Source organism: Amycolatopsis sp. A1MSW2902, assembly GCF_017312175.1.
GTDB lineage: Bacteria > Actinomycetota > Actinomycetes > Mycobacteriales > Pseudonocardiaceae > Amycolatopsis > Amycolatopsis nivea.
The window spans coordinates 1,341,855-1,367,017 of sequence record NZ_QJPO01000001.1; the positions used below are offsets into that span (position 1 = coordinate 1,341,855).

The 25,163-nt window shown below is 70.4% G+C and carries 26 protein-coding genes; 17 read left to right on the top strand and 9 right to left on the bottom strand.

From position 1 onward, the window contains the following. Positions 1-142: 142 nt before the first annotated feature. Positions 143-2,077 (top strand): asparagine synthase (glutamine-hydrolyzing), encoded by a 1,935-nt coding sequence (gene asnB / locus DMP23_RS06285; protein ID WP_337820423.1) that lies wholly within the window; start codon positions 143-145, stop codon positions 2,075-2,077. A gap of 312 nt (positions 2,078-2,389) precedes the next feature. Here asnB and DMP23_RS06290 read toward each other — a convergent pair whose 3' ends face one another. Continuing rightward, a complete protein-coding gene (locus DMP23_RS06290) occupies positions 2,390-3,379 on the bottom strand; it encodes a carbohydrate kinase family protein (protein ID WP_037809531.1) in 990 nt (329 codons plus the stop codon). Positions 3,380-3,534: 155 nt separating this feature from the next. Here DMP23_RS06290 and DMP23_RS06295 point away from each other — a divergent pair, with 155 nt between their 5' ends. Further along, positions 3,535-3,720 (top strand): hypothetical protein, encoded by a 186-nt coding sequence (locus tag DMP23_RS06295; RefSeq protein ID WP_037810040.1) that lies wholly within the window; start codon positions 3,535-3,537, stop codon positions 3,718-3,720. 73 nt (positions 3,721-3,793) lie between these two features. On the opposite strand, the gene DMP23_RS06300 is transcribed toward DMP23_RS06295, so the two are convergent. Continuing rightward, positions 3,794-4,171 carry a HesB/IscA family protein gene (locus tag DMP23_RS06300; RefSeq protein WP_037809530.1) on the bottom strand — a complete coding sequence of 126 codons (378 nt, stop codon included), beginning with the start codon at positions 4,169-4,171 and terminating at the stop codon, positions 3,794-3,796. Between the two features lie 143 nt (positions 4,172-4,314). Here DMP23_RS06300 and DMP23_RS06305 point away from each other — a divergent pair, with 143 nt between their 5' ends. Then, positions 4,315-4,974, top strand: a complete 660-nt coding sequence (locus tag DMP23_RS06305) for a DUF3043 domain-containing protein (protein WP_337820424.1) — start codon at positions 4,315-4,317, stop codon at positions 4,972-4,974. Between the two features lie 54 nt (positions 4,975-5,028). Further along, complete coding sequence (locus tag DMP23_RS06310) at positions 5,029-6,018, top strand: aldo/keto reductase family protein (protein WP_037809525.1); 990 nt, start codon at positions 5,029-5,031, stop codon at positions 6,016-6,018. Here the strand turns inward: DMP23_RS06310 and DMP23_RS06315 are convergent, their stop codons facing one another. Further along, positions 6,019-6,711, bottom strand: a complete 693-nt coding sequence (locus DMP23_RS06315) for an IspD/TarI family cytidylyltransferase (protein WP_134733545.1) — start codon at positions 6,709-6,711, stop codon at positions 6,019-6,021. A 79-nt stretch (positions 6,712-6,790) separates the two neighbouring features. On the opposite strand from DMP23_RS06315, the gene cobT reads away from it, so the two are divergent. Continuing rightward, positions 6,791-7,861, top strand: a complete 1,071-nt coding sequence (gene cobT, locus DMP23_RS06320; protein WP_037809521.1) for a nicotinate-nucleotide--dimethylbenzimidazole phosphoribosyltransferase — start codon at positions 6,791-6,793, stop codon at positions 7,859-7,861. A 66-nt stretch (positions 7,862-7,927) separates the two neighbouring features. On the opposite strand, the gene DMP23_RS06325 is transcribed toward cobT, so the two are convergent. After that, complete coding sequence (locus DMP23_RS06325) at positions 7,928-9,031, bottom strand: branched-chain amino acid aminotransferase (protein WP_037809520.1); 1,104 nt, start codon at positions 9,029-9,031, stop codon at positions 7,928-7,930. 96 nt (positions 9,032-9,127) lie between these two features. On the opposite strand from DMP23_RS06325, the gene DMP23_RS06330 reads away from it, so the two are divergent. Beyond that, positions 9,128-9,424, top strand: coding sequence for a hypothetical protein (locus DMP23_RS06330; RefSeq protein WP_337820425.1), 297 nt, complete (start codon positions 9,128-9,130; stop codon positions 9,422-9,424). A gap of 10 nt (positions 9,425-9,434) precedes the next feature. Here DMP23_RS06330 and DMP23_RS06335 read toward each other — a convergent pair whose 3' ends face one another. After that, positions 9,435-10,061: a DUF402 domain-containing protein gene (locus DMP23_RS06335; RefSeq protein WP_337820426.1), complete on the bottom strand. Its 627-nt coding sequence runs from the start codon at positions 10,059-10,061 to the stop codon at positions 9,435-9,437. Beyond that, positions 10,054-10,911 carry a sulfatase gene (locus DMP23_RS06340; RefSeq protein ID WP_337820427.1) on the bottom strand — a complete coding sequence of 286 codons (858 nt, stop codon included), beginning with the start codon at positions 10,909-10,911 and terminating at the stop codon, positions 10,054-10,056. The genes DMP23_RS06335 and DMP23_RS06340 overlap by 8 nt, the downstream gene beginning before the upstream one ends. 102 nt (positions 10,912-11,013) lie before the next feature. On the opposite strand from DMP23_RS06340, the gene DMP23_RS06345 reads away from it, so the two are divergent. Both DMP23_RS06345 and DMP23_RS06350 read left to right on the top strand, forming a co-directional pair. After that, positions 11,014-12,516 (top strand): leucyl aminopeptidase, encoded by a 1,503-nt coding sequence (locus DMP23_RS06345; protein WP_337820428.1) that lies wholly within the window; start codon positions 11,014-11,016, stop codon positions 12,514-12,516. 85 nt (positions 12,517-12,601) lie between these two features. Further along, on the top strand, positions 12,602-13,585 hold the full coding sequence (locus tag DMP23_RS06350; RefSeq protein WP_337820429.1) for an SMI1/KNR4 family protein: 984 nt from the start codon (positions 12,602-12,604) through the stop codon (positions 13,583-13,585). 502 nt (positions 13,586-14,087) lie between these two features. Here the strand turns inward: DMP23_RS06350 and DMP23_RS06355 are convergent. Then, on the bottom strand, positions 14,088-14,435 hold the full coding sequence (locus DMP23_RS06355; RefSeq protein ID WP_043827645.1) for a hypothetical protein: 348 nt from the start codon (positions 14,433-14,435) through the stop codon (positions 14,088-14,090). A 193-nt stretch (positions 14,436-14,628) separates the two neighbouring features. Between DMP23_RS06355 and lpdA the strand changes: the two genes are divergently transcribed. The 7 genes from lpdA (at position 14,629) to lipB (ending at position 21,811) form a co-directional block, all read left to right on the top strand. Then, complete coding sequence (lpdA, locus tag DMP23_RS06360; protein ID WP_337820430.1) at positions 14,629-16,002, top strand: dihydrolipoyl dehydrogenase; 1,374 nt, start codon at positions 14,629-14,631, stop codon at positions 16,000-16,002. A 55-nt stretch (positions 16,003-16,057) separates the two neighbouring features. Further along, positions 16,058-17,845 (top strand): 2-oxoglutarate dehydrogenase, E2 component, dihydrolipoamide succinyltransferase, encoded by a 1,788-nt coding sequence (gene sucB, locus DMP23_RS06365; RefSeq protein ID WP_337820431.1) that lies wholly within the window; start codon positions 16,058-16,060, stop codon positions 17,843-17,845. Between the two features lie 114 nt (positions 17,846-17,959). Then, entirely contained in the window at positions 17,960-19,060 is a 1,101-nt protein-coding gene (locus tag DMP23_RS06370; protein ID WP_337820432.1) for a serine hydrolase, read from the top strand. A 5-nt stretch (positions 19,061-19,065) separates the two neighbouring features. After that, entirely contained in the window at positions 19,066-19,551 is a 486-nt protein-coding gene (locus tag DMP23_RS06375; protein WP_037809509.1) for an ArsR/SmtB family transcription factor, read from the top strand. A 15-nt stretch (positions 19,552-19,566) separates the two neighbouring features. Beyond that, positions 19,567-20,445: a TIGR01777 family oxidoreductase gene (locus DMP23_RS06380; protein WP_337820433.1), complete on the top strand. Its 879-nt coding sequence runs from the start codon at positions 19,567-19,569 to the stop codon at positions 20,443-20,445. Beyond that, the gene (locus DMP23_RS06385; RefSeq protein ID WP_337820434.1) at positions 20,442-21,071 is read left to right on the top strand and encodes a phosphatase PAP2 family protein; all 630 of its coding nucleotides are present in this window, start codon (positions 20,442-20,444) and stop codon (positions 21,069-21,071) included. Before DMP23_RS06380 ends, DMP23_RS06385 begins: the two co-directional genes overlap by 4 nt. Next, entirely contained in the window at positions 21,068-21,811 is a 744-nt protein-coding gene (lipB, locus tag DMP23_RS06390; protein ID WP_037809504.1) for a lipoyl(octanoyl) transferase LipB, read from the top strand. Before DMP23_RS06385 ends, lipB begins: the two co-directional genes overlap by 4 nt. Positions 21,812-21,857: 46 nt before the next feature. Here lipB and DMP23_RS06395 read toward each other — a convergent pair whose 3' ends face one another. Then, positions 21,858-22,793, bottom strand: a complete 936-nt coding sequence (locus DMP23_RS06395) for an LLM class F420-dependent oxidoreductase (protein ID WP_043827651.1) — start codon at positions 22,791-22,793, stop codon at positions 21,858-21,860. Positions 22,794-22,818: 25 nt separating this feature from the next. Beyond that, positions 22,819-23,439 (bottom strand): TetR/AcrR family transcriptional regulator, encoded by a 621-nt coding sequence (locus tag DMP23_RS06400; RefSeq protein WP_037809498.1) that lies wholly within the window; start codon positions 23,437-23,439, stop codon positions 22,819-22,821. 132 nt (positions 23,440-23,571) lie between these two features. Between DMP23_RS06400 and DMP23_RS06405 the strand changes: the two genes are divergently transcribed. Both DMP23_RS06405 and DMP23_RS06410 read left to right on the top strand, forming a co-directional pair. Beyond that, a complete protein-coding gene (locus tag DMP23_RS06405) occupies positions 23,572-24,093 on the top strand; it encodes a hypothetical protein (protein WP_037809496.1) in 522 nt (173 codons plus the stop codon). Positions 24,094-24,112: 19 nt separating this feature from the next. Then, positions 24,113-25,057: an oxidoreductase gene (locus DMP23_RS06410; protein WP_337820435.1), complete on the top strand. Its 945-nt coding sequence runs from the start codon at positions 24,113-24,115 to the stop codon at positions 25,055-25,057. Positions 25,058-25,163: the final 106 nt, after the last annotated feature.

Here is a 25,163-nt window from a genome sequence, read left to right on the forward strand (position 1 = left end):
GAGCCTAGCCGAGTTGGCCGCTCCCGCTGACCAAGGGGTGACCAGTTGCGCCACGCGTCACCCGCTTTCCGGGCGAGTCGCCCCGCACCGGCATACTGGGCCCTTCCCCGGACCGGCCCGACCCTGAGGTGTGTGAGTACACGTGTGCGGCCTGCTTGGACTGATCTGCGCGACCGAAAACGACGCCGCGGCGGCCCGTGCGAGCGTCGGCGCGGCGATGCGCTGCCAGCGTCACCGCGGCCCTGACGAGCAGGACACCTGGGCCGATGCCGAGGTCGTGTACGGCTTCAACCGGCTCGCCTTCATCGACGTCGACCACGCGCACCAGCCGCTGGTGTGGGGTCCGCCGGAGGCTCCCGGCCGCTACACGCTGAACTTCAACGGCGAGATCTACAACTACCGCGAGCTGCGCGAGGAGCTCGCCGAAAAATTCGGTGCGAAATTCGCCACTGAAGGCGACGGCGAGGCGATCGTCGCGGCATATCACTACCTCGGGGACAAAGCGGTCGAAAAGCTGCGCGGCATGTTCGCGTTCCTGATCTGGGATTCGGCGGAAAAGACCGTTTTCGGCGCGCGCGACCCATTCGGGATCAAGCCGCTCTACTACAGCGAGGGCCCGAAGGGCACCGCGTTCTCCAGCGAGAAGAAGAGCCTGCTTGAGCTGTCGGACACGCTCGGCGTCGCGCAGGAGCTGGACCGCAAGGCCCTGCAGCACTACCTGGTCCTGCAGTACGTGCCGGAGCCGGAGTCGCTGCACACCGCGATCCGCCGCGTCGAGTCCGGCACCTCGTTCCGGCTCTCGCCGGGCGGGAAGCCCGAGTTCACCCGCTACTTCCACCCGAAGTTCGCCGCGAAGCCGGTGAACGGCCCCGCCGAGGCCGAGGCGCTGTACGAGCGCATCGCCGATGTGATGCGCGACTCGGTCGGCAAGCACATGATCTCGGACCCGGACGTGACGGTCGGCGCGTTCCTCTCCGGCGGCATCGACTCCACCGCGACCGCGACGCTCGCCAAGGAGCACAACCCGAACCTCATCGCGTTCACCACCGGCTTCGAGCGCGAGGGCTACTCCGAGGTGGACGTGGCCGCGGAATCGGCAGCCGCGATCGGCGTGAAGCACGTGGTCCGCACGGTGTCGGCGGACGAGATGATGGAAGCGCTGCCGCTCATCGTCTGGTACCTGGACGACCCGGTCGCGGACCCGGCGCTGGTCCCGCTGTGGTTCATCGCGCGCGAGGCCCGCAAGCACGTGAAGGCGGTGCTGTCCGGCGAAGGCGCGGACGAACTGTTCGGCGGCTACACGATCTACGGCGAGCCGATCTCGCTGGCCCCGTTCGAGAAAATCCCCGGCAGCGTGCGAAAACTGCTGGGCAAGGTGTCCACGAAGATCCCGGAGGGCACCCGAGGCAAGGACCTGCTGCGCCGCGGCGCGCTCCCCTTGGAAGACCGCTACTACGGCAACGCCCGCAACTTCCGCGACGAGCAGCTGCGCGCCGTGCTGCGGACGTACCAGGAAGGCGTCGGCTTCAAGGACGTCACCGCCCCCTGGTACGACGTGTCCCGAGGCTGGGACCCGGTGGCCCGCATGCAGCACGTGGACCTGTACACCTGGCTGCGCGGCGACATCCTGGTCAAGGCGGACAAGGTGACCATGGCGAACTCGCTGGAACTGCGCGTGCCGTTCCTGGACGCCGAGGTGTTCAAGGTCGCCGCCTCGATCCCGCTCGACCAGAAACTCGCGCACGGCACCACCAAGTACGCACTGCGCCAGGCCCTCGCGAAGATCATCCCCGGCCACGTTTTGAACCGGAAGAAACTGGGCTTCCCGGTCCCCATCCGCCTGTGGCTGCGCAACGAGATGTACGACTGGGCCCGCGGCATCATCAACGACTCGAAGACCGACGAGCTGCTGGACAAAACCGCAGTGCTGCGCCTGCTGGACGAACACAAGGAAGGCCAGCTGGACCGCAGCCGCCAGCTCTGGGCCCTGCTGGTCTTCATGCTGTGGCACGGCATCTTCGTGGAACACCGCATCAAGCCGGAAATCCCGGAACCGGCCTACCCAGTCAAGCTCTAGCGAGCTCCGTGAAGGGCTCCTTGAGGGAATCAGATTCCCTCAAGGAGCCCTTCACGACCCTAAAACCGCACCGGCGCACCCAACGAACGAGGCACCCAGCCCGACTACCGCAGCCGGTGCACCCAACGAGCGAGGCACCCAGCCCCTCCCCCAACCCCGATACGAAGCGCATCTGCGGTCGGTGGGTGCTTGTCAAGGCATCTTTCCCGCCTTGACAAGCACCCACCGACCGTCAGCACAATCAAGCTTCGGGGTGCCCCACGCAACCACGCGCCAATGTCGCCGCCAGGCGACGAGGCCCCCGCCGCAGAATCAAGCAGGCAAAACCGCCGCAATCTCCTCAGCAGCCTCAGGCCCGAACGCCTCCCGCAGCCGAGTCAACGCCTCGCCCCGCTCCAGCCGCCACTCCTGCGTCCCCACAGTCTCCAGCACCAGCACAGCGATCAAACACCCCAACTGCGCCGCCCGCTCCAAACTCAACCCGCCGTCAACCGCGGCAAGGAACCCAGCCCGGAACCCATCCCCGACCCCAGTGGGATCAGCCTTCCCCCGCTCCGGCACCGCTCCGATCTGCAACGCAGTCCCGTCCCGCCCGACGATCTCCACGCCCTTCTCCCCCAGCGTGGTGATCCGCAGCCCGACCCGCTCCAGCACGTCGGCCTCGGTCCAGCCGGTCTTCTGCAGCAGCAACTCCCACTCGTAGTCGTTGCTGAACAGGTACTTGGCCCCCTCCACGAACGACCGCACCTGCGCCCCGTCCATCCGGGCCAGCTGCTGTGAGGGATCGACCGCGAACGTGTACCCCCGCTGACGGCACTCCTGCGCGTGCCGGACCATCCCCTCGGGATCGTCCGGGCTGATCAGCACCAGCCCCAGCCCGCCGACGCGATCCGAAATCGGCCCCATCTCGATGTTGCGGGACTCCGCCATCGCGCCCGCGTAGAACGTCGCGATCTGGCACATGTCCTCGTCCGTGGTGCACACGAACCGCGCGGTGTGCGCGACCTCGGAAACCAGCACGCCCGAGGTGTCCACGCCGTGGCGCTGCAGCCACGACTGGTAGTCCGCCCAGTCCTGGCCGACGGCGCCGACGAGCACCGGCTCGACGCCGAGCACTCCGAGGCCGAACGCGATGTTCGCGCCGATGCCGCCGCGGCGCACGACGAGGTCGTCGGCGAGGAAGCTCAGCGACACCCGGTGCAATTGCTCGGCGACGAGCTGCTCGGCGAACCTCCCCGGGAAGTGCATCAGATGGTCCGTAGCGATGCTGCCGGACACGGCGATCCTGGGCTTGTCTGCCACCGGTTCTCCTCACGGGGTGGATGAGCTGTCGTTTTCGCGCCCTGACGCAAGTTACCCGCTGGTCATGACCCTTCCGGGTAGTTTCCGCGCCACGTTCCGACACTACCGGCCGGTACTCGTTTCCCGTTCAAGTCCGGCTGAATAGCGTGGCTGGAGTGAACCTCGCGACCGAACCGGAAACCCTCGGCGACCTGATCGCCGACTGCGCCCACCTGCCGTCCACGCTGCAGCCCGAACAGCCCGCCGACCAGGCCCGGCTGCCGCGCCCGAGGGCCGCGCGGCCGTGGACGGTCGACGACGCCTGCCACGCACAGGTCGCCGATCTCGACGCCTACGTCTGAGCCGGCCGGGAACGCCGGAAACGAGAACGGGCCCCAGCGCGGATCGCGCGGGGCCCGTTTTCCGGCTCTGGGCTCAGTGGAAGCTGTCGCCGCAGGCGCAGGAACCCGTGGCGTTCGGGTTGTCGATCGTGAAGCCCTGCTTCTCGATGGTGTCGACGAAGTCGATCACGGCCTCGGACACGTAAGGCGCGCTCATCCGGTCCACGGCGACCTGGAGGCCGTCGAAGTCGCGGAACAGGTCGCCGTCGAGCGTGCGCTCGTCGAAGAACAGCTGGTAGCGCAAGCCAGCACAGCCGCCGGGCTGCACGGCGATGCGCAGGTGCATGTCGTCGCGGCCCTCCTGTTCGAGCAGCGCCTTCGCCTTGGCGGCCGCGGCGTCGGTCAACGTCACGCCGTGGGTCTCCTCGGCGGTCTCGGCCGCAGCCGCACCGGTCTGCTCAGCGGTCGTCATGGCACTCCCTCTTGGTCGAACTCGCTGCGGGTACATCTCGTGTCCTAGGCACAACACGGGACTCGCCCGATCTGTTCCCCTCCATCGTCGCATATGGAACGACCTGGTGAACAAAGCCGTGACGCCTGCAATACCCTGGTGAGGTGAGGTTCCTGCGCCGAAGCACCACTGACCCCGCCGCCGAAGACTCCGCGGCCGAGACCGCCGTGGCCGATTCCCCGGCCACGAGCAAGTCGTACACGCCGGGAAAGGGCAAGGCGACGCCCAAGCGCCGCGAGGCCGAAGGACGCAGGCGCGGGCCGGTCGCGGCGCCGCCCACCTCCATGCGCGAAGCGATGAAGCGCAACAAGGAGCTTCGCAAGGCCAACCCGGTCAGCAAGGAAGACCGCAAGGAAGCCGCCCGCGTGCGCCGCGAGCGGATGATGTCGGGAGACGACAAGTACCTGCCGCCGCGCGACAAGGGCCCGGTCAAGGCGTACGTGCGCGACCTGGTCGACTCCCGGCGCAACATCCTCGGCCTGTTCATGCCGCTGGCGATCCTGGTGTTCCTCGCGCTGCTGGTCCCGGCGCCGGCGGTGCAGCAGTACATCACCCTGGTCTGCATGGCGATGCTGCTGGTCATGGCCATCGAGGGCTTCGTGAACGGCCGCAAGATCTCGAAGCTGGTCCGCGAGCGCTTCCCGAAGGAACCGGCGACCGCCACCCGCGGCGTCGGCTGGTACGCGTTCGTCCGGGCGAGCCAGATCCGCAAGCTGCGCGTGCCGAAGCCGCGGCTCAAGGCCGGGGACCCGATCCCGAACTGAGCCGTGCGGCACACAGGTCGTTAGCCTCGCGAACGAAACGTTTACGCTGTCGGCATGGAGTTTCGACGTCTCGGCCGCAGCGGCCTCAACATCAGTGAGATCTCCTACGGCAACTGGCTGACCCACGGGTCCCAGGTCGAGGAGGACCAGGCGCAAGCCTGCATCAAGGCGGCGCTCGACGCGGGCATCACGACCTTCGACACGGCTGACGTCTACGCCAACACCGCCGCGGAGTCGGTGCTCGGGCGCGGGCTGAAGGGGCAGCGCCGGGAGAGCCTGGAGATCTTCACCAAGGTCTTCTGGCCGACCGGTCCGAAGGGCCCGAACGACAAGGGTCTCTCGCGCAAGCACATCCTCGAGTCGGCCAACGCGTCGCTCAAGCGGCTCGGCACCGACTACGTCGACCTGTACCAGGCGCACCGGTTCGACCGCACGGTGCCGCTGGAAGAGACGATGCAGGCGTTCGCCGACCTGGTCCGCCAGGGCAAGGCGCTCTACATCGGGGTCTCGGAGTGGAACGCCGAGCAGATCTCCCGCGGCGCGGCGCTCGCCCGCGAGCTGAAGATCCCGTTCGTGTCGAACCAGCCGCAGTACTCGATGCTGTGGCGCGTCATCGAATCGCAGGTCGTGCCCGCTTCCGAGCGCGAGGGCCTGAGCCAGATCGTCTGGTCGCCGGTGGCGCAGGGCGTGCTGACCGGCAAGTACAAGGTGGGTCAGCCGCTTCCCGCCGGTTCGCGCGCGACCGACGAGAACGGCGGCGCGAACATGGTCAAGCGCTTCCTCGACGAGAAGACCCTCGCCGCGGTCGCGAAGCTGGAGCCGCTGGCGGCCGACGCCGGGCTGTCGATGGCACAGCTGGCCGTCGCGTGGGTGCTGCAGAACCCGAACGTCGCGTCGGCGATCATCGGGGCCTCGCGGCCGGAGCAGGTGCACGACAACGTCAAGGCCGCCGGCGTGAAGCTCGAGCCGGAGCTGCTCACGGCGATCGACGAGGCGCTGGGCGACGTCGTGGTCACCGACCCGGCGCTCACCGTTTCCCCCTGATCAGCGCAGCAGGAACCGCTCCGCCACCGCGAGGTCGTGCGGATAGGTGATCTTCACGTTCTCCGCGCTGCCGGGCACCCACCGCACCGGCAGCGCGGAGAACCGCTCCATGCACGAAGCCGTGTCGGTGCCCAGAAACCCTTCCTCGGCGGCCTGTTCGTACGCCGCGAGCAGCGGTCGCGCCCGGAAGCCCTGCGGGGTCTGCACCCGGATCGCGCCGGGCAGCGGGCCGGCCACCGTGTCCGGCCCGGCCATCGAGACCACGTCGTCCGCGGCCAGTCCCGGCACCGCTCCCCCGTCTTCCCTGGTCCGTTCCAGCACCGCGGCGATCAGCTCCGGCGTCACCAACGGCCGGGCGCCGTCGTGCAGCAGCACGGAATCCACTGTCCCGTCGGCGATCCGCGGCGCGAGATGGCGCAGCGCGTTCAGCTCGGAGGCCTGCCGTGTCGGGCCGCCGGTCACGATCTCCACCGGAGCGCTCGTCCCGGCCAGCACCTCCTCGGCCAGCGGCGCGTCCTCGGGCCGGATCACCAGCACCAGCACGCCGATCCCGGCCACGGCGGCGAACGCGTCCAGCGACCACGCCACCACCCGCCTGCCCGCGACCGGCAGGTAGACCTTGTTCAGCGCGGCCCCGACCCGGGTCCCCGCACCACTCGCCAGCACGACCCCGGCCGCCGTCGATTCCCGCACGCCGACCGACCCTAAGGGCCCTGCCCGCGCGGCGGTAGGTTGGGCGCCGGGACGCCCAGCGGCGAAAGGAAACCTGGCTGTGGACACCGGCGAAACGGGCATCGAGTTCGGCGAGATCGAACCGCCGAGCGACCTGGCCCGGTCGGGCGCGATCGCGCTGCACGACAAGCTCGTCAAACCGGCGGGCTCGCTCGGCAGGCTGGAAGAGCTGGGCGTCTGGATCGCTTCGTGCCAGGGCCAGGCGCCGCCGCGGCCGTTCACCCGCCCGCGCGTCGTCGTGTTCGCCGGCGATCACGGCATCGCGAAGAAGGGCGTCTCGGCGTATCCGCGGGAGGTCACGTCGCAGCTCGTCGGGACGATGCTGACCGGCGGCGCGGCGATCAACGTGCTCGCCGCGGCGGCGGGCGCGGGCGTGCGCGTGGTCGACATGGCGGTGGACACCGAGGAATCCGCGATGCGGTCGATCGGCGAGTTCAAGGTGCGCCGCGGTTCCGGCTCGATCGACGTCGAGGACGCGCTCACCGACGCCGAGGTGCGCGCCGCGGTCGAAGCCGGCCGCAAGATCGCCGACGCGGAGGTCGACGGCGGCGCGGACCTGCTGATCGCGGGCGACCTGGGGATCGGGAACAGCACCCCGGCGTCGGTGCTGGTCGCGGCGCTGACCGGCAGCGAACCGGTCGCCGTGGTCGGCCGGGGTTCGGGCATCGACGACAACACCTGGATGCGCAAGGCCGCCGCGGTCCGCGACGCGCTGCGCCGGGCCCGCGCGGTGCTGGCCGACCCGCTCGCGCTGCTGCGGACGTCCTCGGGGGCCGATATCGCCGCGATGACGGGCTTTCTCGCGCAGGCAGCGGTTCGCCGCACGCCGGTGGTGCTCGACGGGCTCGTGGTCTGCTCCGCCGCGCTCGTCGCCGAAGAACTCGCGCCCGGCGCGCGCCGCTGGTGGATGTCCGGTCAGCTCACCGGCGAACCCGCGCACGCGCTCGCGCTGGAGCACCTGGACCTCGGGGCGCTGCTCGACCTCGACGTCCGCCTCGGCGAAGGCACCGGCGCGGTCACCGCGTTGCCGCTGCTGATGATGGCCAGCCGCGTGCTCGCCGAGATGACGACGCACGAGCAATCCGGCGTCTCCGGCCCGCTCACGTCCTGAAAGCCGTGAAGGGCTCCTTGCGGGAATCAGATTCCCGCAAGGAGCCCTTCACGGACAGCTGGAACCTCAGGTGAGCGGGGTCATCCAGCCGGACGGGGCCGGGCGGGTGCCTTCCTGGATGCCGACGAGCTGCTCGCGCAGGGCCATGGTGACCGGGCCCGGCTGCCCGCCGGAGATCGAGAACTCGCCGCCGCCGTGCTTCACGTGGCCGACCGGCGTGATGACCGCCGCCGTGCCGCACGCGAACACCTCGGTCAGCTCGCCCGAGGCGGCCGCCTTCTCCCATTCGTCGGTGGAGATCCGGCGCTCCTCGACCTTGTGCCCGGCGTCCTTCGCCAGCTGCAGCAACGACTTCCGGGTGACGCCCGGCAGCAGCGAACCGGTGAGCTCCGGGGTGACCACGCGGACGTCGTCGCCCGAGCCGAAGACGAAGAACAGGTTCATCCCGCCCATCTCCTCGACCCAGCGGCGCTCGACCGCGTCCAGCCACACCACCTGGTCGCAGCCCTTTTCGACGGCCTGCGCTTGCGCCACGAAGGACGCCGCGTAGTTGCCCGCGCACTTCGCCGCGCCGGTGCCGCCGGGGGCCGCGCGCACGTACTCGGTGGACAGCCACACGCTGACCGGCTTGACGCCGCCGCTGAAGTACGAGCCGGCCGGCGAGGCGATCACCGCGAAGACGTACTCGTCGGCCGGGCTGTTCACGCCGAGACCGGCCGAGGTGGAGATCATGAACGGGCGCAGGTACAGCGAGTCGCCCTGGCGGGTCGGCACCCAGCGCTCGTCGACGGCGATCAGCTCGCGCAGCGCGTCGACGAAGGTCTCCACCGGCAGCTGCGGCATCGCGAGCCGCTCGGCGGAATCGCGGAACCGCTGCGCGTTGGCGTCCGGCCGGAACGCGGCGATCGTGCCGTCCGGCTGGCGGTAGGCCTTGAGGCCCTCGAAGATCGCCTGCCCGTAGTGCAGCACGGACGTGGCCGGGTCGAGGGTGAACGGTTCGTACGGCCCGACCTTGGCGTCGTGCCAGCCCTTTTCGGTGCTGTAGCGCACGGTGACCATGTGGTCGGTGAAATGCGTGCCGAACCCCGGCTTGGCAAGTACCTCGGCGACGCGTTCAGGACTCGCGGGGCTCGGGTTCGGAACGTGGGTGAACTGCGTCGCTGTGGTCATGCGTAAACGATAGCGCTTGGTCGGAAGCACGTTAGTCGGAAGTCCTGTGGTTTTACTCGCCGCACTGTCCCGCGCTCGCAGCGTCACCCCACTACGATGGTCGGCGTGAGCACTCAACCAGCACGCCAAACCGGGGCCGGGCCGGACGTCAAGACCTTCGGCGCCGCCGCCCTGCTGACCTTCGGCGCGGGACTGCTCGGGATGGTCGGCTGGGGCCTGCTTTCGAGCGGGTTCGGCTTCTTCCTCGGACTGGTCGTCGCCGGATTCGGCATCTACTGGTGGAAGAACCTGCACGGCAAGGTGATCACCAAGAACCTGCCGACCAAATCCGTGGTGATCCTGCTCGTCGTCAACATCGTGCTGTTCATCGCGCTGGTCCTGCTGGCCCAGTAAGCGGCAGCGGTCAGCACAGCCCGGCGGGCAGCGCCGGGGCGGGCCAGTCCGGGTCCGGGCGGAAATCGGTGTGCGTGCCGTCGAACGGGTACGCGCCCCGCTCGGCCAGCGCGCCCATCCGTTCGCCTTCCGCGCGCAACTGGTCGAGGTCGGCGGTGGTCAACCGCCCCGCGTCGAGGGCCGCCTCCGCTTCGTCCTCGTCCTTCCATTCCCAGCCCGCGCCCGGCGTCACGACCAGGTCGAGGACGCCGTCGATCCGGTCCGGGCCGGTTTCGGTGCGCCCGCGCGGCAGTTCGAGGTTCACGTACCAGTCGCGGAACCGGCCGTCCGGCTCGAAAAACCACCACACCGACGACCACGCCCGCTCCGGGATCAGGCGCAGCGTCGAGGAGCCGTGCCAGATGTCCGGCACGCATACGCGCGGCTCGCGGAACCGTTGTTCCAGCGGCGCTTCCCGCAATGAGCGGCCGTCCGCGAGCCTGCTGCCGACGATCGGCGTGCCGAGCGGGAGCCAGCCGAGCAGCGTCTCGCCGTCGTCGGAGAGCACGCGTAGCGGATGATGCTGGCCGATGCTGCCGTCCGGGCGGACGAAACGTTCGACGACTGTCTGTCCCGGCGCCCAGCGGTGCTCAGTCATGGACGCCACGGTAGCGGCGAACCCGCACCCGCAGCAGCAGTTCCGCCACCGCGCCGAGGCCCGCCACGAGCAGTACCGCCGACAGCGGAACGAACGCCGCGGCTACCGCTGCCAGCACCGCGGCTATCGCGACCGGAGCCCCGCCGGACGGCGCAAACCGCTGTCGAGCACCGACGAAAGTCGTGAATGCCGCGGGAAGAGTCGCCAGCACTGCGATCACCGTTAGCAACGGCTGGAGCTGTCCGGCGTCCGCCGCGGAGAGCAGATCCCGCATCGCGGTCCCGGACAGTCCGAGCCGGACCGGACCCAGCTGCAGCAGCGTCACCGCCGTGACCGCCACAGCGACCAGACTCAGCACGAGCGCGCGTCCGGTGCTCCGCTCCCCTGGTTCCGGAACGAGGAACGGCAGCAGGAACAACGCCGCGACCACGATCCCGGCCACCGGCGGCGTGCCGATTCCGCCCGTTTGCGCAACCGGAGCGACCGCCAGGCACATCGCCACGAGCACCGCCGCGGCGGCCAGCAGCACGCCGAGCACCCACTTGACCAGCAGATCCGGCAGCCGCAGCCCGGCGAAATCCGCCGCCGCGACGAACACCACGAGCGCAGCGGCGGCGTATCCGGGCTGCACTGGGAACACGTACGCGCCGAAGGCCTGCGCGAGCACGACGATCTGGGCCAGCCGGGATAATCCGCCGACGATCCGGGCGGCCGGATCATCGCCGAGCGCGGGCAGCCGGGAAGCCGCGACCGCGATCAGCGCGGCGAGCAAAACCCCGCCGAGCACCCAAAACCCGGCCCCGGCGGCGCCTGCCGCCAGCGTCACCAGGAGTGCTCCCGCGAGCCGCACCGCGATCCCCCTTCCCCCGTCCGGATGGCTTTGTCATTAGCATGGCTCACGATCGACCGGGCAGATCGCCCGGCACCACCGCGACGTCGCGAGGAGCCAGAAGTGACCGTGCCGAAGCTTGCCCTCTCCGAGAACACGGGTGCGGCATTGGGCAAGACCCGCGCCGACGTCGTCGTGATCGGCACTCTCCAGGGCGAGGGCGGCCTCGAGCTCGCCGCCGGCGCGGAGGTCGCCGACGCGGCGTTCGACGGCAAGCTCGCCGAGGTGCTGGGCACGCTCGGCGCGACCGGCAAGGCCGAGGAGATCGTGAAGCTGCCGACGCTGGGCAAGCTGCCCGCGAGCGTCGTGCTGGCGGTCGGCCTCGGCAAGCCGCAGGACGGCGTAATCACCGCCGAGCAGGTGCGCCGCGCGGCCGGCGCCGCGGCCCGCGCGCTGAACGGCACCGAGCGCGCGTTCGTCACGCTGTCGGCGCTCGACCTGCACGCCGCCACCGAAGGCATCGCGCTGGGCGCGTACGTCTTCACCGAGTACCGCTCGGAGAAGGGCGAGGGCCCGCTGGCGAAGGCCGACCTGGTCAGCCCGGCCGAGGGCACCGCGCGCGAGCACAAGGCCACGCTGAAGGCGGCCGGGTTCATCGCCGAGTCGGTGATCATCGCCCGCGACCTGATCAACACCCCGCCGAACGACCTGTTCCCGGCCTCCTTCGCCGACCGCGCGAAGAAGCTCGCCGACGAGAACGGCCTCGACTTCGAGGTGCTCGACGAGAAGGCCCTCAAGCGCAAGGGCTTCGGCGGCATCCTCGGCGTGGGCGGCGGTTCGTCGCGGCAGCCGCGCCTGCTGCGGGTCAGCTGGAAGCCGGCCAAGGCGCGCAAGAAGGTCGCGCTGGTCGGCAAGGGCATCACCTTCGACTCGGGCGGCATCTCGCTGAAGCCCGCCGCGAACATGGACCACATGACCTCCGACATGTCGGGTGCGGCCGCCGTGCTCGCGTCGGTCGTGCTGGCCGCGAAGCTGAAGTACCCGCTCGAGGTCACCGCGCACATCCCGCTGGCGGAGAACCTGCCCTCGGCCACGTCCTACCGTCCCGGCGACGTGCTGACCATGTACGGCGGCAAGACCGTCGAGGTGCTCAACACCGACGCCGAGGGACGCCTCGTGCTGGCCGACGCGATCGTGCGGGCGGCCGAGGAGAACCCGGACTACCTGATCGAGACCGCCACGCTGACCGGCGCGCAGGTGGTCGCGCTGGGCAACCGGATCTCCGGCGTGATGGGCTCGGACGAGTTCCGCGACCGCGTCGCGGGCATCATGCAGGCCACCGGCGAGGGCGGCTGGGCCATGCCGCTGCCCGACGAACTGCGCGCCGACCTGGACTCGCGGCTGGCGGACATCGCGAACGTCACCGGCCAGCGCTGGGCAGGCATGCTCGTCGCGGGCGTGTTCCTGCGCGAGTTCGTGCCCGCGGACCTGCCGTGGGCGCACCTCGACGTCGCAGGCCCGGCCTTCAACTCCGGCGGCCCGTGGGGCTACACCGGCAAGGGCGGCACCGGCATCCCGGTCCGCACCATCGCCGCGGTGCTGGCGGACATCGCCGACCAGGGCTGATCGACCTCTTTGACCCCGGAGGCCCCGCAGCCACGCCCGGTGCGGGGCCTCCGTCGTGTCCGCGGCCGTGTGGCACGCTCGCGACATGCAGCGCGACGACTACCTCGAAACCGCCGTCCGCGACGTGCTCACCGCCGACGAGGCCGCCGCTGACCGCAGGATCGCCCACGCCGCGCTCCTCCTGGCAACCGCAGGCGCGACCGACGCCGCCGACCGCCTTGTCACGCAATGGCACGCGGTAACCGGCCGCCCAACGTCCGCACTCGCCGACGACGCCGTGCACGCCCGCGCCTGGGCAATGCTCTTCGAGGCCCGCGGCGACCGTCCACAATGGGCAGACGCCCTCGTCCCGCTAGACCTGGACGCAGAAGAGCAAGCCCACCAAGCTTTCCTCGCCCGCCGAGTGTCCGATTTGGACGGTCTCTTCGACGGCTCACCAGTCGCAGGCGCAGTCTCCGCGATCGCCCCCAAGCGCCCCGACCCGATACGCGACGCACTCGCCGCCGCCGACCTCGACGCATGGGCCACCCTCGTGGAAAACCACCCCACCCCAGACGTCGTCACCCTCGCCGCCACCCGCTCACTCACTACCCAACTAATCAACGGCGCAGACCCACTCGCCCTCGGTTCCGAATGGCCGGACCAATGCGCAGGCGCACTGATCGCCGCCCTGCGCGAACGCCACCCGACCGGCCCGGCCAGCCTCGCAGAACTGATCGCAGCGATCCTCCGCCTGCGCGGACAACCCGCCCCCGCCCCGACGCCACCCGCAGACTTGGCCGCCGCCGAACAACGCCTCGGCCTCCGCCTGCCCGACGATTACCGCGAGTTCCTGACACTCGCAGACGGCTTACCCGCGGACGTAGTGTTCCCCCGCCTACTGCCCGCCCGCGACTTGCGCGCCGACGGATCCGTCGTGATCGTCTCCGATCCCGCGACAATCCTGCTCACCCACACCGGTGACAGCTGGCGAGCAGTCGAAGTGGACCTCACCTACGGCAGCACCGCGCACGCATCATTTCGCGCACTGCTGGAACACCACCACCGGCTTCTGGAAGCGAGCGCTTGACTCACCCAGCCACCAAAGTCCGTGAGGGCCACCCTCACGAACCCAGATTCCCCCAGAGTTCCCCTCACGACCAGCCACCGGTCCGTGAAGGGCTCCTTCACGGACCTAGATTCCCTCAAGGAGCCCTTCACGGACCGCGACGCACCCAATGCGGCATTCGGTGCATCCCACGCACCCAATGCGGCATTCGGTGCATCTAACGCACCCAATGCCACATTGGGGCGCTAGCCCGACCCCCACCCAACCCGCAGCCGATGCACCCACTATCGAGGCACCCAGCCCCTCTACCGCAGCCGATGCACCCAACGAGCGAGGCACCCAGCCCCTCCCCCAACCCCGATACGAAGCTCCCCTGCGGTTCGGGGGTGCTTGTCAAGGCATCTTTCCCGCCTTGACAAGCACCCCCGAACCGTCAGCACAATCAAGCTTCGGGGTGCCCCACGCAACCAAGGCAGGCAATGTCGCCGCCAGGCGACGAGCCGCTACCGACAACAGCCCAACCTCAACCACCAGGCCGCCGCTTCTGCCTCTCCGTGTACTCCCGCATCCGCTTCGGATAACCAACCCGCGCAGCCTCATACACAGGAATCGTGTGCTTATGCCCGAACCGCTGCGCCGCGTCGAAGCTCCCAATACGCCGGCGGGTCCATTCCCCGTCATGGGCGACAAGCACCACAGTGGTGTCAGTCACCGTGGTCGGCGGCTCGACATACGCCTCCACCCCACGACGCGCAGCAGCCCATTCCTCCAGGTAACGGGTATCGCTCGAGCCCCCGGAGCGGCCCGCTCCCGTGCCCGCGCCGCGTCTGCCGCGGCGGCGCAACGAGTCGAAGATCCCCACTTCGACCACCTTTCTTCCGGCGAGAGTCCGAACTCCATTATTCCCGGTCGGACGTGTGGCCGGTGTCGCAGCACCGCCTTGGCCCGGCTAGGTCGCAACGCCGATCGGCGTAGTGACAAGATGGCTGTTGTCGCGCGCGCGGTTATACCGGGTGCCGCGGCGACCGAAGCTCCACCCCTATCGCTGCCGAGGAGTTATTGAAGTGAGCGACACCTCCGCCGACCTCGTGATCCTGGGAGGCGGATCGGGCGGCTACGCCGCGGCCTTCCGCGCGGCCGAGCTGGGCCTTTCCGTCACGCTGATCGAGAAGGACAAGCTGGGCGGGACCTGCCTCCACCGGGGCTGCATCCCGACCAAGGCCCTGCTGCACGCCGCCGAGGTCGCCGACGAGGCCCGCGACGCCGAGACCTTCGGCGTCAAGGCCGTGTTCGAGGGCATCGACATCGCGGGGGTGAACAAGTACAAGGACGGGATCGTCTCCCGGCTGTACAAGGGCCTCCAGGGCCTGGCCAAGGCGCACAAGGTGAACCTCGTCGAGGGCACCGGCCGGTTCGTCGGCGGCACCACCGTCGAGGTCGACGGCACGCGCTACACCGGCAAGAACGTCATCCTCGCCACCGGTTCGTACTCGCGCACCCTGCCCGGCCTGGAGCTCGGCGGCCGCATCATCGCGAGCGAGCAGGCGCTGACGCTGGACTACGTGCCGAAGAAGGTCGTCGTGCTCGGCGGCGGCGTGATCGGCGTGGAGTTCGCCAGCGTGTGGGCCTCCTTCGGGGTCGACGTCACCGTGGTCGAGGCGCTCCCGCGGCTGGTCCCGAACGAGGACGAGTACGCCTCCAAGCAGCTCGAGCGCGCGTTCCGCCGCCGCAAGATCGCCTTCAAGACCGGCGTCCGGTTCACCGGCGCGAAGCAGGACGACAACGGCGTCAGCGTGTCGCTGGAGTCCGGCGAAACGCTGGAGGCCGACCTGCTGCTGGTCGCCGTCGGCCGCGGCCCGAACTCGGCCGGGCACGGCTACGAGGAGGCGGGCGTCCAGATCGACCGCGGCTTCGTGCTCACCGACGACCGGCTGCGCACCAACCTGCCGAACGTCTACGCGGTCGGCGACATCGTGCCGGGCCTCCAGCTCGCGCACCGCGGCTTCCAGCAGGGCATCTTCGTGGCCGAGGAGATCGCCGGGCTGAACCCGCGCGCCATCGACGAGCGCGGCATCCCGCGCGTCACCTACTCGCACCCCGAGGTCGCGTCGGTCGGGCTCACCGAGACCCAGGCCAAGGAGAAGTACGGTTCGGACGTCACCACGTTCACCTACGACCTCGGTGGCAACGGCAAGAGCCAGATCCTCAAGACCTCCGGCGGCGTGAAGCTGGTGAAGGCCCCGGACGGCCCCGTCGTCGGCGTGCACATGGTGGGCGACCGGGTCGGCGAGCTGATCGGCGAAGCGCAGCTGATCTACAGCTGGGAGGCGTTCCCGGAGGACGTCGCCCCGCTGATCCACGCGCACCCCACGCAGACCGAGGCACTCGGCGAAGCGTTCCTCGCCCTCGCGGGCAAGCCGCTGCACGTGCACAGCTGACGCGCAACCAGCACAATCCAGACCACGTCTTAGCGATCAAGGGAGCCAGCGAACAATGGCCTACTCCGTCACGCTGCCGGAGCTCGGCGAGAGCGTCACCGAGGGAACCGTCACCCGGTGGTTGAAGCAGGAGGGCGACACCGTCGAGGTCGACGAGCCGTTGCTCGAGATCTCGACCGACAAGGTCGACACCGAAGTACCGTCGCCGGTGGCAGGCACGGTCGTGAAGATCAGCGCCAAGGAAGACGACACCGTCGAGGTCGGCGGCGAGCTGGCGGTGATCGACGACGGCACCGGCGGCGTGCCCGAGTCCTCCGCCCCGGCCCAGCAGGCCGAGCCGGAACCGGAGCCCGCGCCGCAGCAGCAGGAAGCCCCTGCCCAGGCCGAATCCGCCCCGGCCGAGTCCGCTCCGTCGCAGCCGGACACCGCTCCGGCCGCGGGCGGTTCGGGCACCGAGGTGAAGCTGCCCGAACTGGGCGAGAGCGTCACCGAGGGCACCGTCACCCGCTGGCTGAAGCAGGTCGGCGAGTCGGTCGAGGTCGACGAGCCGCTGCTCGAGATCTCCACCGACAAGGTCGACACCGAGGTCCCGTCGCCGGTCGCCGGCACCGTGCTGGAGATCCGCGCGGGCGAGGACGAGACCGTCGAGGTCGGCGGAGTGCTCGCGGTCATCGGCGACGCGGGCGCCGCCCCGGCCGCCGCGCCCGCGCAGGAGAGCAAGCCCGCTCCCGCTCCGGGACCCGAGCCCGCTCCGGCCCCGGTCCAGGAAAGCAAGCCCGCCCCGGCCCCGGCGGCTCCGGCTCCGGCGCCTGCCGCTCCGGCCCCGGCTCCGGCGCAGGAGAGCAAGCCCGCTCCGGCCGCCCAGGCCCCGGCGGAATCCGCCGACGGCCCGTACGTCACGCCGCTGGTGCGCAAGCTCGCCTCCGAGCACGGCATCGACCTCGCGTCGCTGACCGGCAGCGGAGTCGGCGGCCGCATCCGCAAGCAGGACGTGCTCGCCGCGGCCGAGGCGAAGCAGAAGGCGGCTCCGGCCCCGGCTGCTTCCGCTCCGGCAGCCGCCCCGGCCGCCGCCGCTCCGTCCGCGCCGCGCGCCGCCGCGGTGTCGCCGGAGGTCGCCGCCCTGCGCGGCACCGTGCAGAAGGCGAGCCGGATCCGGCAGATCACCGCCACCAAGACCCGCGAGTCGCTGCAGGTTTCCGCGCAGCTCACGCAGGTGCACGAGGTGGACGTCACCAAGATCGCCAAGCTGCGCCAGCGCGCGAAGGCGGCGTTCAAGGAGCGCGAGGGCGTCAACCTCACGTTCCTGCCGTTCTTCGCCAAGGCGACCGTCGAGGCGCTCAAGCAGCACCCGAACGTCAACGCGTCCTACAACGAGGACACGAAGGAGATCACCTACCACGGCGCCGTGCACCTGGGCATCGCGGTGGACACCGAGCGCGGCCTGCTCTCGGTCGTGATCCACGACGCGGGCGAGCTGAGCCTCGCCGGTCTCGCGCACCGCATCGCCGACCTGGCGGCGCGGGCCCGGGCCAACAAGATCAAGCCGGACGAGCTGATCGGCGGCACCTTCACCGTCACGAACATCGGCTCCAACGGGGCCCTGTTCGACACGCCGATCATCGTGCAGCCGCAGTCCGGCATGCTCGGCACCGGCGCCGTGGTGAAGCGCCCGGTCGTGGTGAGCGACGCCGAGGGCAACGACACCATCGCGGTCCGCTCGATGGCGTACCTGCCGCTGACCTACGACCACCGCCTGGTCGACGGCGCGGACGCCGGCCGCTTCCTGACCACGATCAAGCAGCGGCTGGAAGAGGGCAACTTCGAGGACGAGCTGGGTCTCTGATCCGGTAGTTCTCCGGCCGAAGGCCCCCGCACTCGCCCGAGTGCGGGGGCCTTCGCCGTTTCTCCTACTTTCGGCTAATCCGGAATTCCGGAATACCGGAGTAGGCTGCTCGGCATGCTCACTCGACGAAGCTTGCTCACGTCGGTCGCAGCAGCGGGGGCCGCCACGTTCGTTCTGCCCTCGCTCGCGCTGGCCGATCCCCCGGACCAATCCACTCCTGAAGGCTGGCTCGCCCGGCTCGCGGCGCACCGCGACGACGTGTCAGCGGTTTTCTCCGACCGCAGGCGCTTCGAGCACCTGCCAGACCAGCGACGCCCGCTCGCGTCCGCGGTCAAGGTGGTGCATCTGCTCGCCTACACCACGGCGGTCGCCGAAGGCAGACTCGATCCGGACGAGCCCGTGCGCGTCGGCGATTGGGACGCCCGGCATCCGTTCTTCGGCGACGGCATCCTCGGCCAGGGCACTCACCACGAAGCCCTCACGCTGCTGGGAATCCCGTGCGACGAGTTCGGCGTCGCGAAGGATCCGGAGCAGCGAGTGCCGCTGCACAAGATCGCCGAACTGATGATCCTGCTCAGCGACAACGCTGCCGCCGATTACCTGCACGCCCGCCTCGGTGAAGCGGCTCTGCGCCGCGCCGCCGCCCGCGGCGGCTGGCACCGCCCCGACACCCGGATGTTCTGCGGGGAAACGCTGATGTGGGTGTTGCCCGAGTACTGTCCGCCGCCGGGCGCCCCGAGCGCCGTCCGCCGCGCCATCGGCGACGCGCTGACGAACCGGTTCGTCCGCGACGAGTCGTTCCGCGCCTCCGTGATTCCGCGGGTCTTCGCTCATCCGCCGACCCCCGAACACACCAGAATCTGGGACGCGGGAACCGGCCAGGGCACTGCTGCGCAGTTGTTCGAGCTGCACCGGGAGATCGCCGCGAGCGAAGACCGGGCCGCTGTCCTCGCGCAGCAGATCCTCACCCAGTTCCCGGAGCAGAAGCCGCCGGGCGCGGATGCCTTGCTGTACAAGGGCGGCAGCTTGTCCACTGTCCTGGTGCTGGCGTTCGATGTGCTGTGGCCGGACCGCGATCCCAGCACCGGCACGATCCTGCTGCAGAACGCGACGCCCGCCGACGCGGAGCACGTGCCGACGTTGATGCGGCTGTGCGTCGACGCGCTGTTCCGCCCGGACACCTTCGCGGCTTTGGAGCGTGCGCTGGGACACTGACCGGCATGACCGAAGACCTCGCCGAGCGTGTCGCGGCGCTCGAACGCCGGATGGCCGCATTGGAGGGGCGGCCCGCCGAACCCGTCCAGGACGGTCCGCCGGGGATCGTGGGCTATCAGGGTGAATTGACCGATCCCGAGCTGCGCTGGGAAATCCGGCTCACGACCCCGGCGGTCCTGTCGCTGCCGGACGGGCCGCGCGCCGAGGTGCTCGCCGCGCTGGCGAACACCGACCGGATCGCGCTCGTCCGGCTGCTCGCCCGCGACGGCGCGCAAACCGGGGCCGCGCTGCAGGAAGCCGCGGAACTCAGTTCGCCGGGGCGGCTCTACCACCATCTCAAGGCGCTCACCGCGGCCGGGCTCGTCGAGCAGGACCGCCGCGGCAGCTACCGGCTCAAGCCGACCGCCGCGATCCCCGCGCTGGTGCTGCTGACCGCCGCCGCCGACGTCGCCGGTCAGCTCCGCCCGGGTGTGCGCGAACCGGGCCGATAGGACACGATCAGAGGCATGCGGGTACTCATCGCGGGCTCCGGCGGCCTTATCGGCACCGCATTGACCGGACGGCTGCGCGAATCCGGGCACGAGGTGCGCCGGCTGGTGCGGCGGACCGCGCGGGCGGAAGACGAGCGCGGCTGGGACCCGCCGTCGGGCCGGATCGACGACGGCGCGTTCGACGGCATCGACGCCGTGGTGAACCTGTGCGGTGCCCCGCTGCTGCCCGGCCGCTGGAGCGGAATGCGCAAGCAGCAGCTGCTCGACAGCCGGGTGGAGCCAACCGAAGTGCTCGCCGAAGCGGTGGCGGAGCACGGTATCGGGGTGCTGGTGAACGCCTCCGCCGTGGGCTACTACGGCAGCACCGGGTCCACTGTGGTCGATGAGGACACCAAGCCGGGCAACGGTTTTCTCGCCGAGATGTGCGTCGAATGGGAGGACGCGACCGCCGCGGCGGCCGGCGCCCGCGTGGTCTCGGTCCGCACCGGTCTCGTCCTGGCCCGCAGCGGCGGCCTGCTCGACGTGCTGCGCCCGCTCTTCCGTTTCGCCCTCGGCGGACGGCTCGGCGACGGCCGCCAGTTCATGCCGTGGATCGCGCTGGACGACGAAATCGGTGCCCTCGTGCACATCCTGGAGCACGAGACGCTGTCCGGACCGGTCAATCTCACCGGCCCGATCCCCGTCTCCAACGCCGAGTTCACCAAGGCCCTCGGCCACGCGGTGCACCGGCCCGCGCCGTGGTGGGTGCCGGAAATCGCGATGAAGATCGCCCTCGGCCAGGCCGCCGAAGAGATGGCGTTGTTCGGGCAGCGCGCGGTGCCGCGGAAGCTCGAGGCGAGCGAGTACGAATTCCGGCACCGCACTGTCGACAGCGCGCTCGCCGCGGCGACGTGACGATGCCGCGCGTCCGGTGGATCGTCACCGGAGTGGTGCTGTTCGCCGCGTTCCTCTGGCTCGGCTTCCTGGTGGACCGGCAGCCGCTGCAGCTCGACGTCGAGGTCGCCACGGCCTTGCGGGGACAGGACACGCACCCGGCCGGTCAGATCGCGGGCGTGGTGACGAACGTCCTCGGCCCCGTGCTGCCGTACGTGCTCGGCGTGGTGCTGCTGGCGGTCGTGCTGCGGGACCGGTCGCAGCTCTCGCTGTGCGTGCGGCTCGCCGTAGTGCTGGTGCTGTGCCGGCTGACCAGCCTGGCGTTCAAGCCGGTGTTCCAGCGGCAGCGCCCGCGCGTGTACCCGGATCTGAGCTACCCCAGCGGCCACGTCGTCTCGGTGGCGACGACCAGCCTGGTCGTGGTCCTGCTGTGCGCCTGGCTCCGGCCGCGGGCCGTGCGGTGGGCGATCTGGCTGTCCGCCGCCGCGACCGTGCTGGCCGCGGCCTGCCGGATCGTCCTCGGCGTGCACTGGGTCACCGACACGATCGGGGCCGTGCTCGCGGTGCTCGGCGTGGGACTGGTGTCAGCGACCGCACTCCGGCTGGTCCCCTTTCCGGTGTGTGAAAGGCGTAGCCTCGACGGGTGAGTTCTTCGAGCGCAAGCTGCCGCATCGCCACCGAGCCCCTCGTCGTGCGCGAGATCGGGACGATCGACTACACCGAGGCCTGGGACCTGCAGCGGGAGATCCTCGCCGCGCGGGCGGACGAAACCGGGCCGGACACCATGCTGCTGCTGGAGCACCCGTCGGTCTACACCGCGGGCAAGCGCACCGAACCCGAGGACCGGCCCGCCGACGGCACCCCGGTGATCGACGTCGACCGCGGCGGCAAGATCACCTGGCACGGCCCCGGCCAGCTGGTCGGCTACCCGATCCTGAAGCTCGCCGACCCGATCGACGTCATGCACTACGTGCGTCGGCTGGAAGAGGCGCTGATCGCGGTGTGCGACCGGTTCGGCGTGCGCACCGGCCGCGTCGAGGGCCGCAGCGGCGTGTGGATCCCGGCCGACGAACGCGGCATCGAACGCAAGATCGCCGCGATCGGCATCCGCGTCCAGCGCGGCGTGACCATGCACGGCTTCGAGCTGAACTGCAACGCCGACCTGGCCGCGTTCGACAACATCGTGCCGTGCGGCATCCGCGACGCGGGCACCACATCGCTGTCCTGGGAACTGCAGCGCGACGTCCCGGTCGCCGAGGTGCTGCCGGTGGCGAAGGAGCTGGTGCTGGCCGCGCTCGAAGGCGAACTGCCGGTGAGCGACGACCGCTGGCTGCCGCGCCCGGAGGCCCCGAAGGCCCCCGGCGTCACCTTCGCCCTGCAGAACTGACCTTCTCCACGACAAAGGGGCCTCCCGAGGGAGGCCCCTTTGCGCGTCAGTCCAGCTGCGGTGCGACCTCGGAGGCCACGAACTCGATGTGGTCGAGGTCGGAAAGGTCGAGCACCTGCAGGTACAGCCGGGTGATCCCGGTCTTCTCGCGCCACTGCCCGATCCGGTCGACGATCTCCGCCGCGGTCCCGGCCAGCCCGTTGGCCCGCAGTTCGCCGGTCTCCCGGCCGATCGCGGACGCGCGGCGCGCGACCTCGGCCTCGTCCCGGCCCGCCGCGAGCACGAGCGCGACCGAACGCAGGATCTCCTTGGGGTCGCGGCCGATCGCCTCCGCCGCCGCGTCCACCCGCTGGAACTGCGCGAGCGCGGTTTCGGCGTCCACGAACGGCAGGTTGAACTCGTCGGCGTACTGCGCGGCCAGCGCCGGGGTGCGCTTCTTGCCGCCCCCGCCGATGATCACCGGCGGCGCGGGCGACTGCGCGGGCTTCGGCAGCGCGGGCGAGTCGGCGAGCGTGTAGTAGTCGCCGGAGTAGGAGAAGGTCTCGCCGACCGGGGTCTTCCACAGGCCGGTGATCACCGCGAGCTGCTCGGCGTAGCGGTCGAAGCGCTCCTTGAGCGGCGGCAGGGTGAGGCCGTAGGCGGTGTGCTCGTCGTCGTACCAGCCGGTGCCGAGGCCGAATTCCACGCGCCCGCCGGACATCTGGTCCACCTGCGCGACCGAGATCGCGAGCGGGCCGGGGTGGCGGAAGGTGGCCGCGGTGACGAGCGTGCCGAGCCGGACGCGCTCGGTCTCGCGGGCGAGGCCGGCGAGGGTGATCCACGCGTCGGTCGGCCCGGGAAGGCCGTCCGCGCTGCCCATCTTGAGGTAGTGGTCGCTGCGGAAGAAGGCGTCGTAGCCCGCGGCTTCGGTGGTCCGCGCGACCCGCAGCAGGTCGTCGTAGCTCGCCCCCTGCTGGGGTTCGGTGAAGATCCTCAAGTCCATGTCCACCAGCCTAATGGCGGATCGGTCAGCCCGCGGCGGGCCGTTCTTCGTGTCCCGCGGGGCGGCGCAGCCTCGACAGCATCCGCGTGATGACGTCCTCGATCTCGGCCCCGACCTTCTTCGGGTCGGCCGCGCCCGCGATCTCGGTGGCCGCGCTCGAAAGCGCGCCGAACAGCAGCCGCGCGGTGAGGTCGACCGGCACCGGCTCCACCTCGCCCGCGTCGACGAGCAGCTGGAGCCCGGACCGCACGAGCCCGAAGCTCGACTGTTCCTCGGCCTCGCGCCAGCGTTCCCAGCCCATCACGACCGGTCCCTCGTGGATGGCGATCCGCTGGTAGGAGGGGTCGAGGCAGCTGCGGATGAACGCCTGCAGCCCGCCCATCGCGCGCTCCCACGGCTCGCCGTCGCCGGTCATGATCTTCTGCAGCCGGTCGTAGACCAGGCTCTCGACCTGTTCGAACGCGGCCTCGAAGAGCGCCTGCTTCCCGCTGAAATGGTGGTACAGCGCGCCTTTCGTGACGCGGGCGCGTTTGGCCACCTCGTCGAGCGAGGTGCCCGCGTATCCGCGTTTCGTGAACAGTTCGACCGCGCTGTCGACCAGGGCGGATCGGGTCGACTCGGAGTAGTCGAGTCGTCGGGACCTCATTGTCGGCACGCTCACAACCTTACGCCGGGACCCGACGGACCATACCCGTGGTATGTTGGCTGCGTCAGGTCCGTACCGGGAGTATGCCGCAGACCGGCAGTATGACCCGGGTCACGGAAGGGGAGCCACACCATGAGCTGGACCGACTTCTACCGGCGGCGAGAGATCCTCGATGCCGCTGTCCGCCAGGCGAGGCGCGCGCCGCAGGCACCGCTGTCGCTGGCCGAAATCCCGGGTGCCGCCGACGAGTTCGGCACCGAAGAGAACCTGTTGCTGGCACTGCAGTACAAGTGGACGCAGCTGCTCAGCGGCTACCTGCGCGCCGAGTTCGCCGATCCCGACGAGGCGGATCTTCCCGGCGACCAGGTCGACGCCGTCACCCGCGCGTGGCGGCAGGCGCAGCACGACCACGAAGACCTTCGTGCGGCACTGGACGGCGCGCTGGAGCGCTGCCCCGCGCTGGAACCGCTGCACCGCACCGAACTGCACATGCTGGCGCTCACCGCGGGCCTCGCCGAACCGGACGAGCCCGCCGAAGAGATCGTCAAGGTCGGGCGGACGCTCGACGCGCTGATCCGCGCCGGCGACACCGGCCCGGTCCGCAGGCGCGGCCCGGTCGGGCATCTGATGCGGCTGCTCGCGCCGAGTGCGTGACGTGTAGTTAGCTGGCCCGATGAACGAACGCTGGACCGAGGCCCGGATCCCCGACCAGAGCGGCCGGACCGTCCTGATCACCGGAGCGAATTCCGGCCTCGGCCTGCGTTCGGCGGAAGTCCTCGCCGCGCACGGCGCCCGCGTGCTGCTCGGCTGCCGCTCGCCGGAACGCGGCGAAACCGCACTCGAGCGAGTTCGCGGCGCGGCTTCCGGAGCCAAACCCGAACTCGTGCGCCTGGACCTCGCCGACCTGGCGTCCGTCCGGAAAGCCGCCGCGGCCGTGCGCGAACTCACCGGCGACGCACTGGACGTGCTGATGAACAACGCCGGGGTCATGGCCACCGCACAAGGCCGCACCGCGGACGGTTTCGAACTCCAATTCGGCACGAACCACCTCGGGCACGCCGCGCTGACGTGGCTGCTGATGCCCGCCCTGCGCGGCGCACCGGCAGGCCGCGTCGTCACGCTGTCCAGCGTCGCCGCCCTCGGCGCGCACCTGCGCCTGGACGACCCGAACGCCGAACGCCGTCCGTATCGCGCTGCCGCTGCGTACGGCCAGGCGAAGCTGTCGAACCAAACCTTCGGCATCGAACTGGACCGACGCCTCCGCGCGACGGATTCCACCGTGCGCAGCGTGCTCGCGCATCCCGGCTACAGCGCGACCGGCCTGACCACGAACATGGCGAGCTCGTACCGGAATCCCGTGCTGCGCACCGCACTCCGGGAAATCGGCAAGCTCGGCGGAATGCTGCTGGCCCAACGCGTCGAGCGCGGCGCACTGCCGCAGCTGTACGCCGCGACCGCCCCCGACGTCGAAGGCGGCGACTACATCGGACCGGTTTTCGCCGTCCGCGGCCGCCCGACGAAGGTGCGCACCCTTGCCCCGGCCCGGAATCCGGAAGCCGGGACCAGGCTGTGGGAGCTGACTGCCGAGCTGACCGGCGTCACTCCCGATCCGCACTGAACTCCAGCGCTCGCGAACGGTCCGCGCGTCGGGGCGGCGAATCCGGTGACCGCCCGGCCGGTCCGGGGGAATCCGCAGAGCTTCTGGGAGAACCCTGTGCGTTCGC

What these genes read in the sequence shown, in the direction of transcription:
- DMP23_RS06335 (WP_337820426.1), bottom strand. Translation starts at nt 10,061, where the DNA reads ATGACTGAGCACCGCTGGGCGCCGGGACAGACAGTCGTCGAACGTTTC.
- DMP23_RS06400 (WP_037809498.1), bottom strand. Translation starts at nt 23,439, where the DNA reads ATGAGGTCCCGACGACTCGACTACTCCGAGTCGACCCGATCCGCCCTG.
- DMP23_RS06405 (WP_037809496.1), top strand. Translation starts at nt 23,572, where the DNA reads ATGAGCTGGACCGACTTCTACCGGCGGCGAGAGATCCTCGATGCCGCT.
- DMP23_RS06330 (WP_337820425.1), top strand. Translation starts at nt 9,128, where the DNA reads ATGGTCGGCGTGAGCACTCAACCAGCACGCCAAACCGGGGCCGGGCCG.
- DMP23_RS06370 (WP_337820432.1), top strand. Translation starts at nt 17,960, where the DNA reads ATGCTCACTCGACGAAGCTTGCTCACGTCGGTCGCAGCAGCGGGGGCC.
- DMP23_RS06395 (WP_043827651.1), bottom strand. Translation starts at nt 22,793, where the DNA reads ATGGACTTGAGGATCTTCACCGAACCCCAGCAGGGGGCGAGCTACGAC.
- DMP23_RS06375 (WP_037809509.1), top strand. Translation starts at nt 19,066, where the DNA reads ATGACCGAAGACCTCGCCGAGCGTGTCGCGGCGCTCGAACGCCGGATG.
- DMP23_RS06300 (WP_037809530.1), bottom strand. Translation starts at nt 4,171, where the DNA reads ATGACGACCGCTGAGCAGACCGGTGCGGCTGCGGCCGAGACCGCCGAG.
- DMP23_RS06410 (WP_337820435.1), top strand. Translation starts at nt 24,113, where the DNA reads ATGAACGAACGCTGGACCGAGGCCCGGATCCCCGACCAGAGCGGCCGG.
- DMP23_RS06325 (WP_037809520.1), bottom strand. Translation starts at nt 9,031, where the DNA reads ATGACCACAGCGACGCAGTTCACCCACGTTCCGAACCCGAGCCCCGCG.
- DMP23_RS06380 (WP_337820433.1), top strand. Translation starts at nt 19,567, where the DNA reads ATGCGGGTACTCATCGCGGGCTCCGGCGGCCTTATCGGCACCGCATTG.
- sucB (WP_337820431.1), top strand. Translation starts at nt 16,058, where the DNA reads ATGGCCTACTCCGTCACGCTGCCGGAGCTCGGCGAGAGCGTCACCGAG.
- DMP23_RS06310 (WP_037809525.1), top strand. Translation starts at nt 5,029, where the DNA reads ATGGAGTTTCGACGTCTCGGCCGCAGCGGCCTCAACATCAGTGAGATC.
- DMP23_RS06350 (WP_337820429.1), top strand. Translation starts at nt 12,602, where the DNA reads ATGCAGCGCGACGACTACCTCGAAACCGCCGTCCGCGACGTGCTCACC.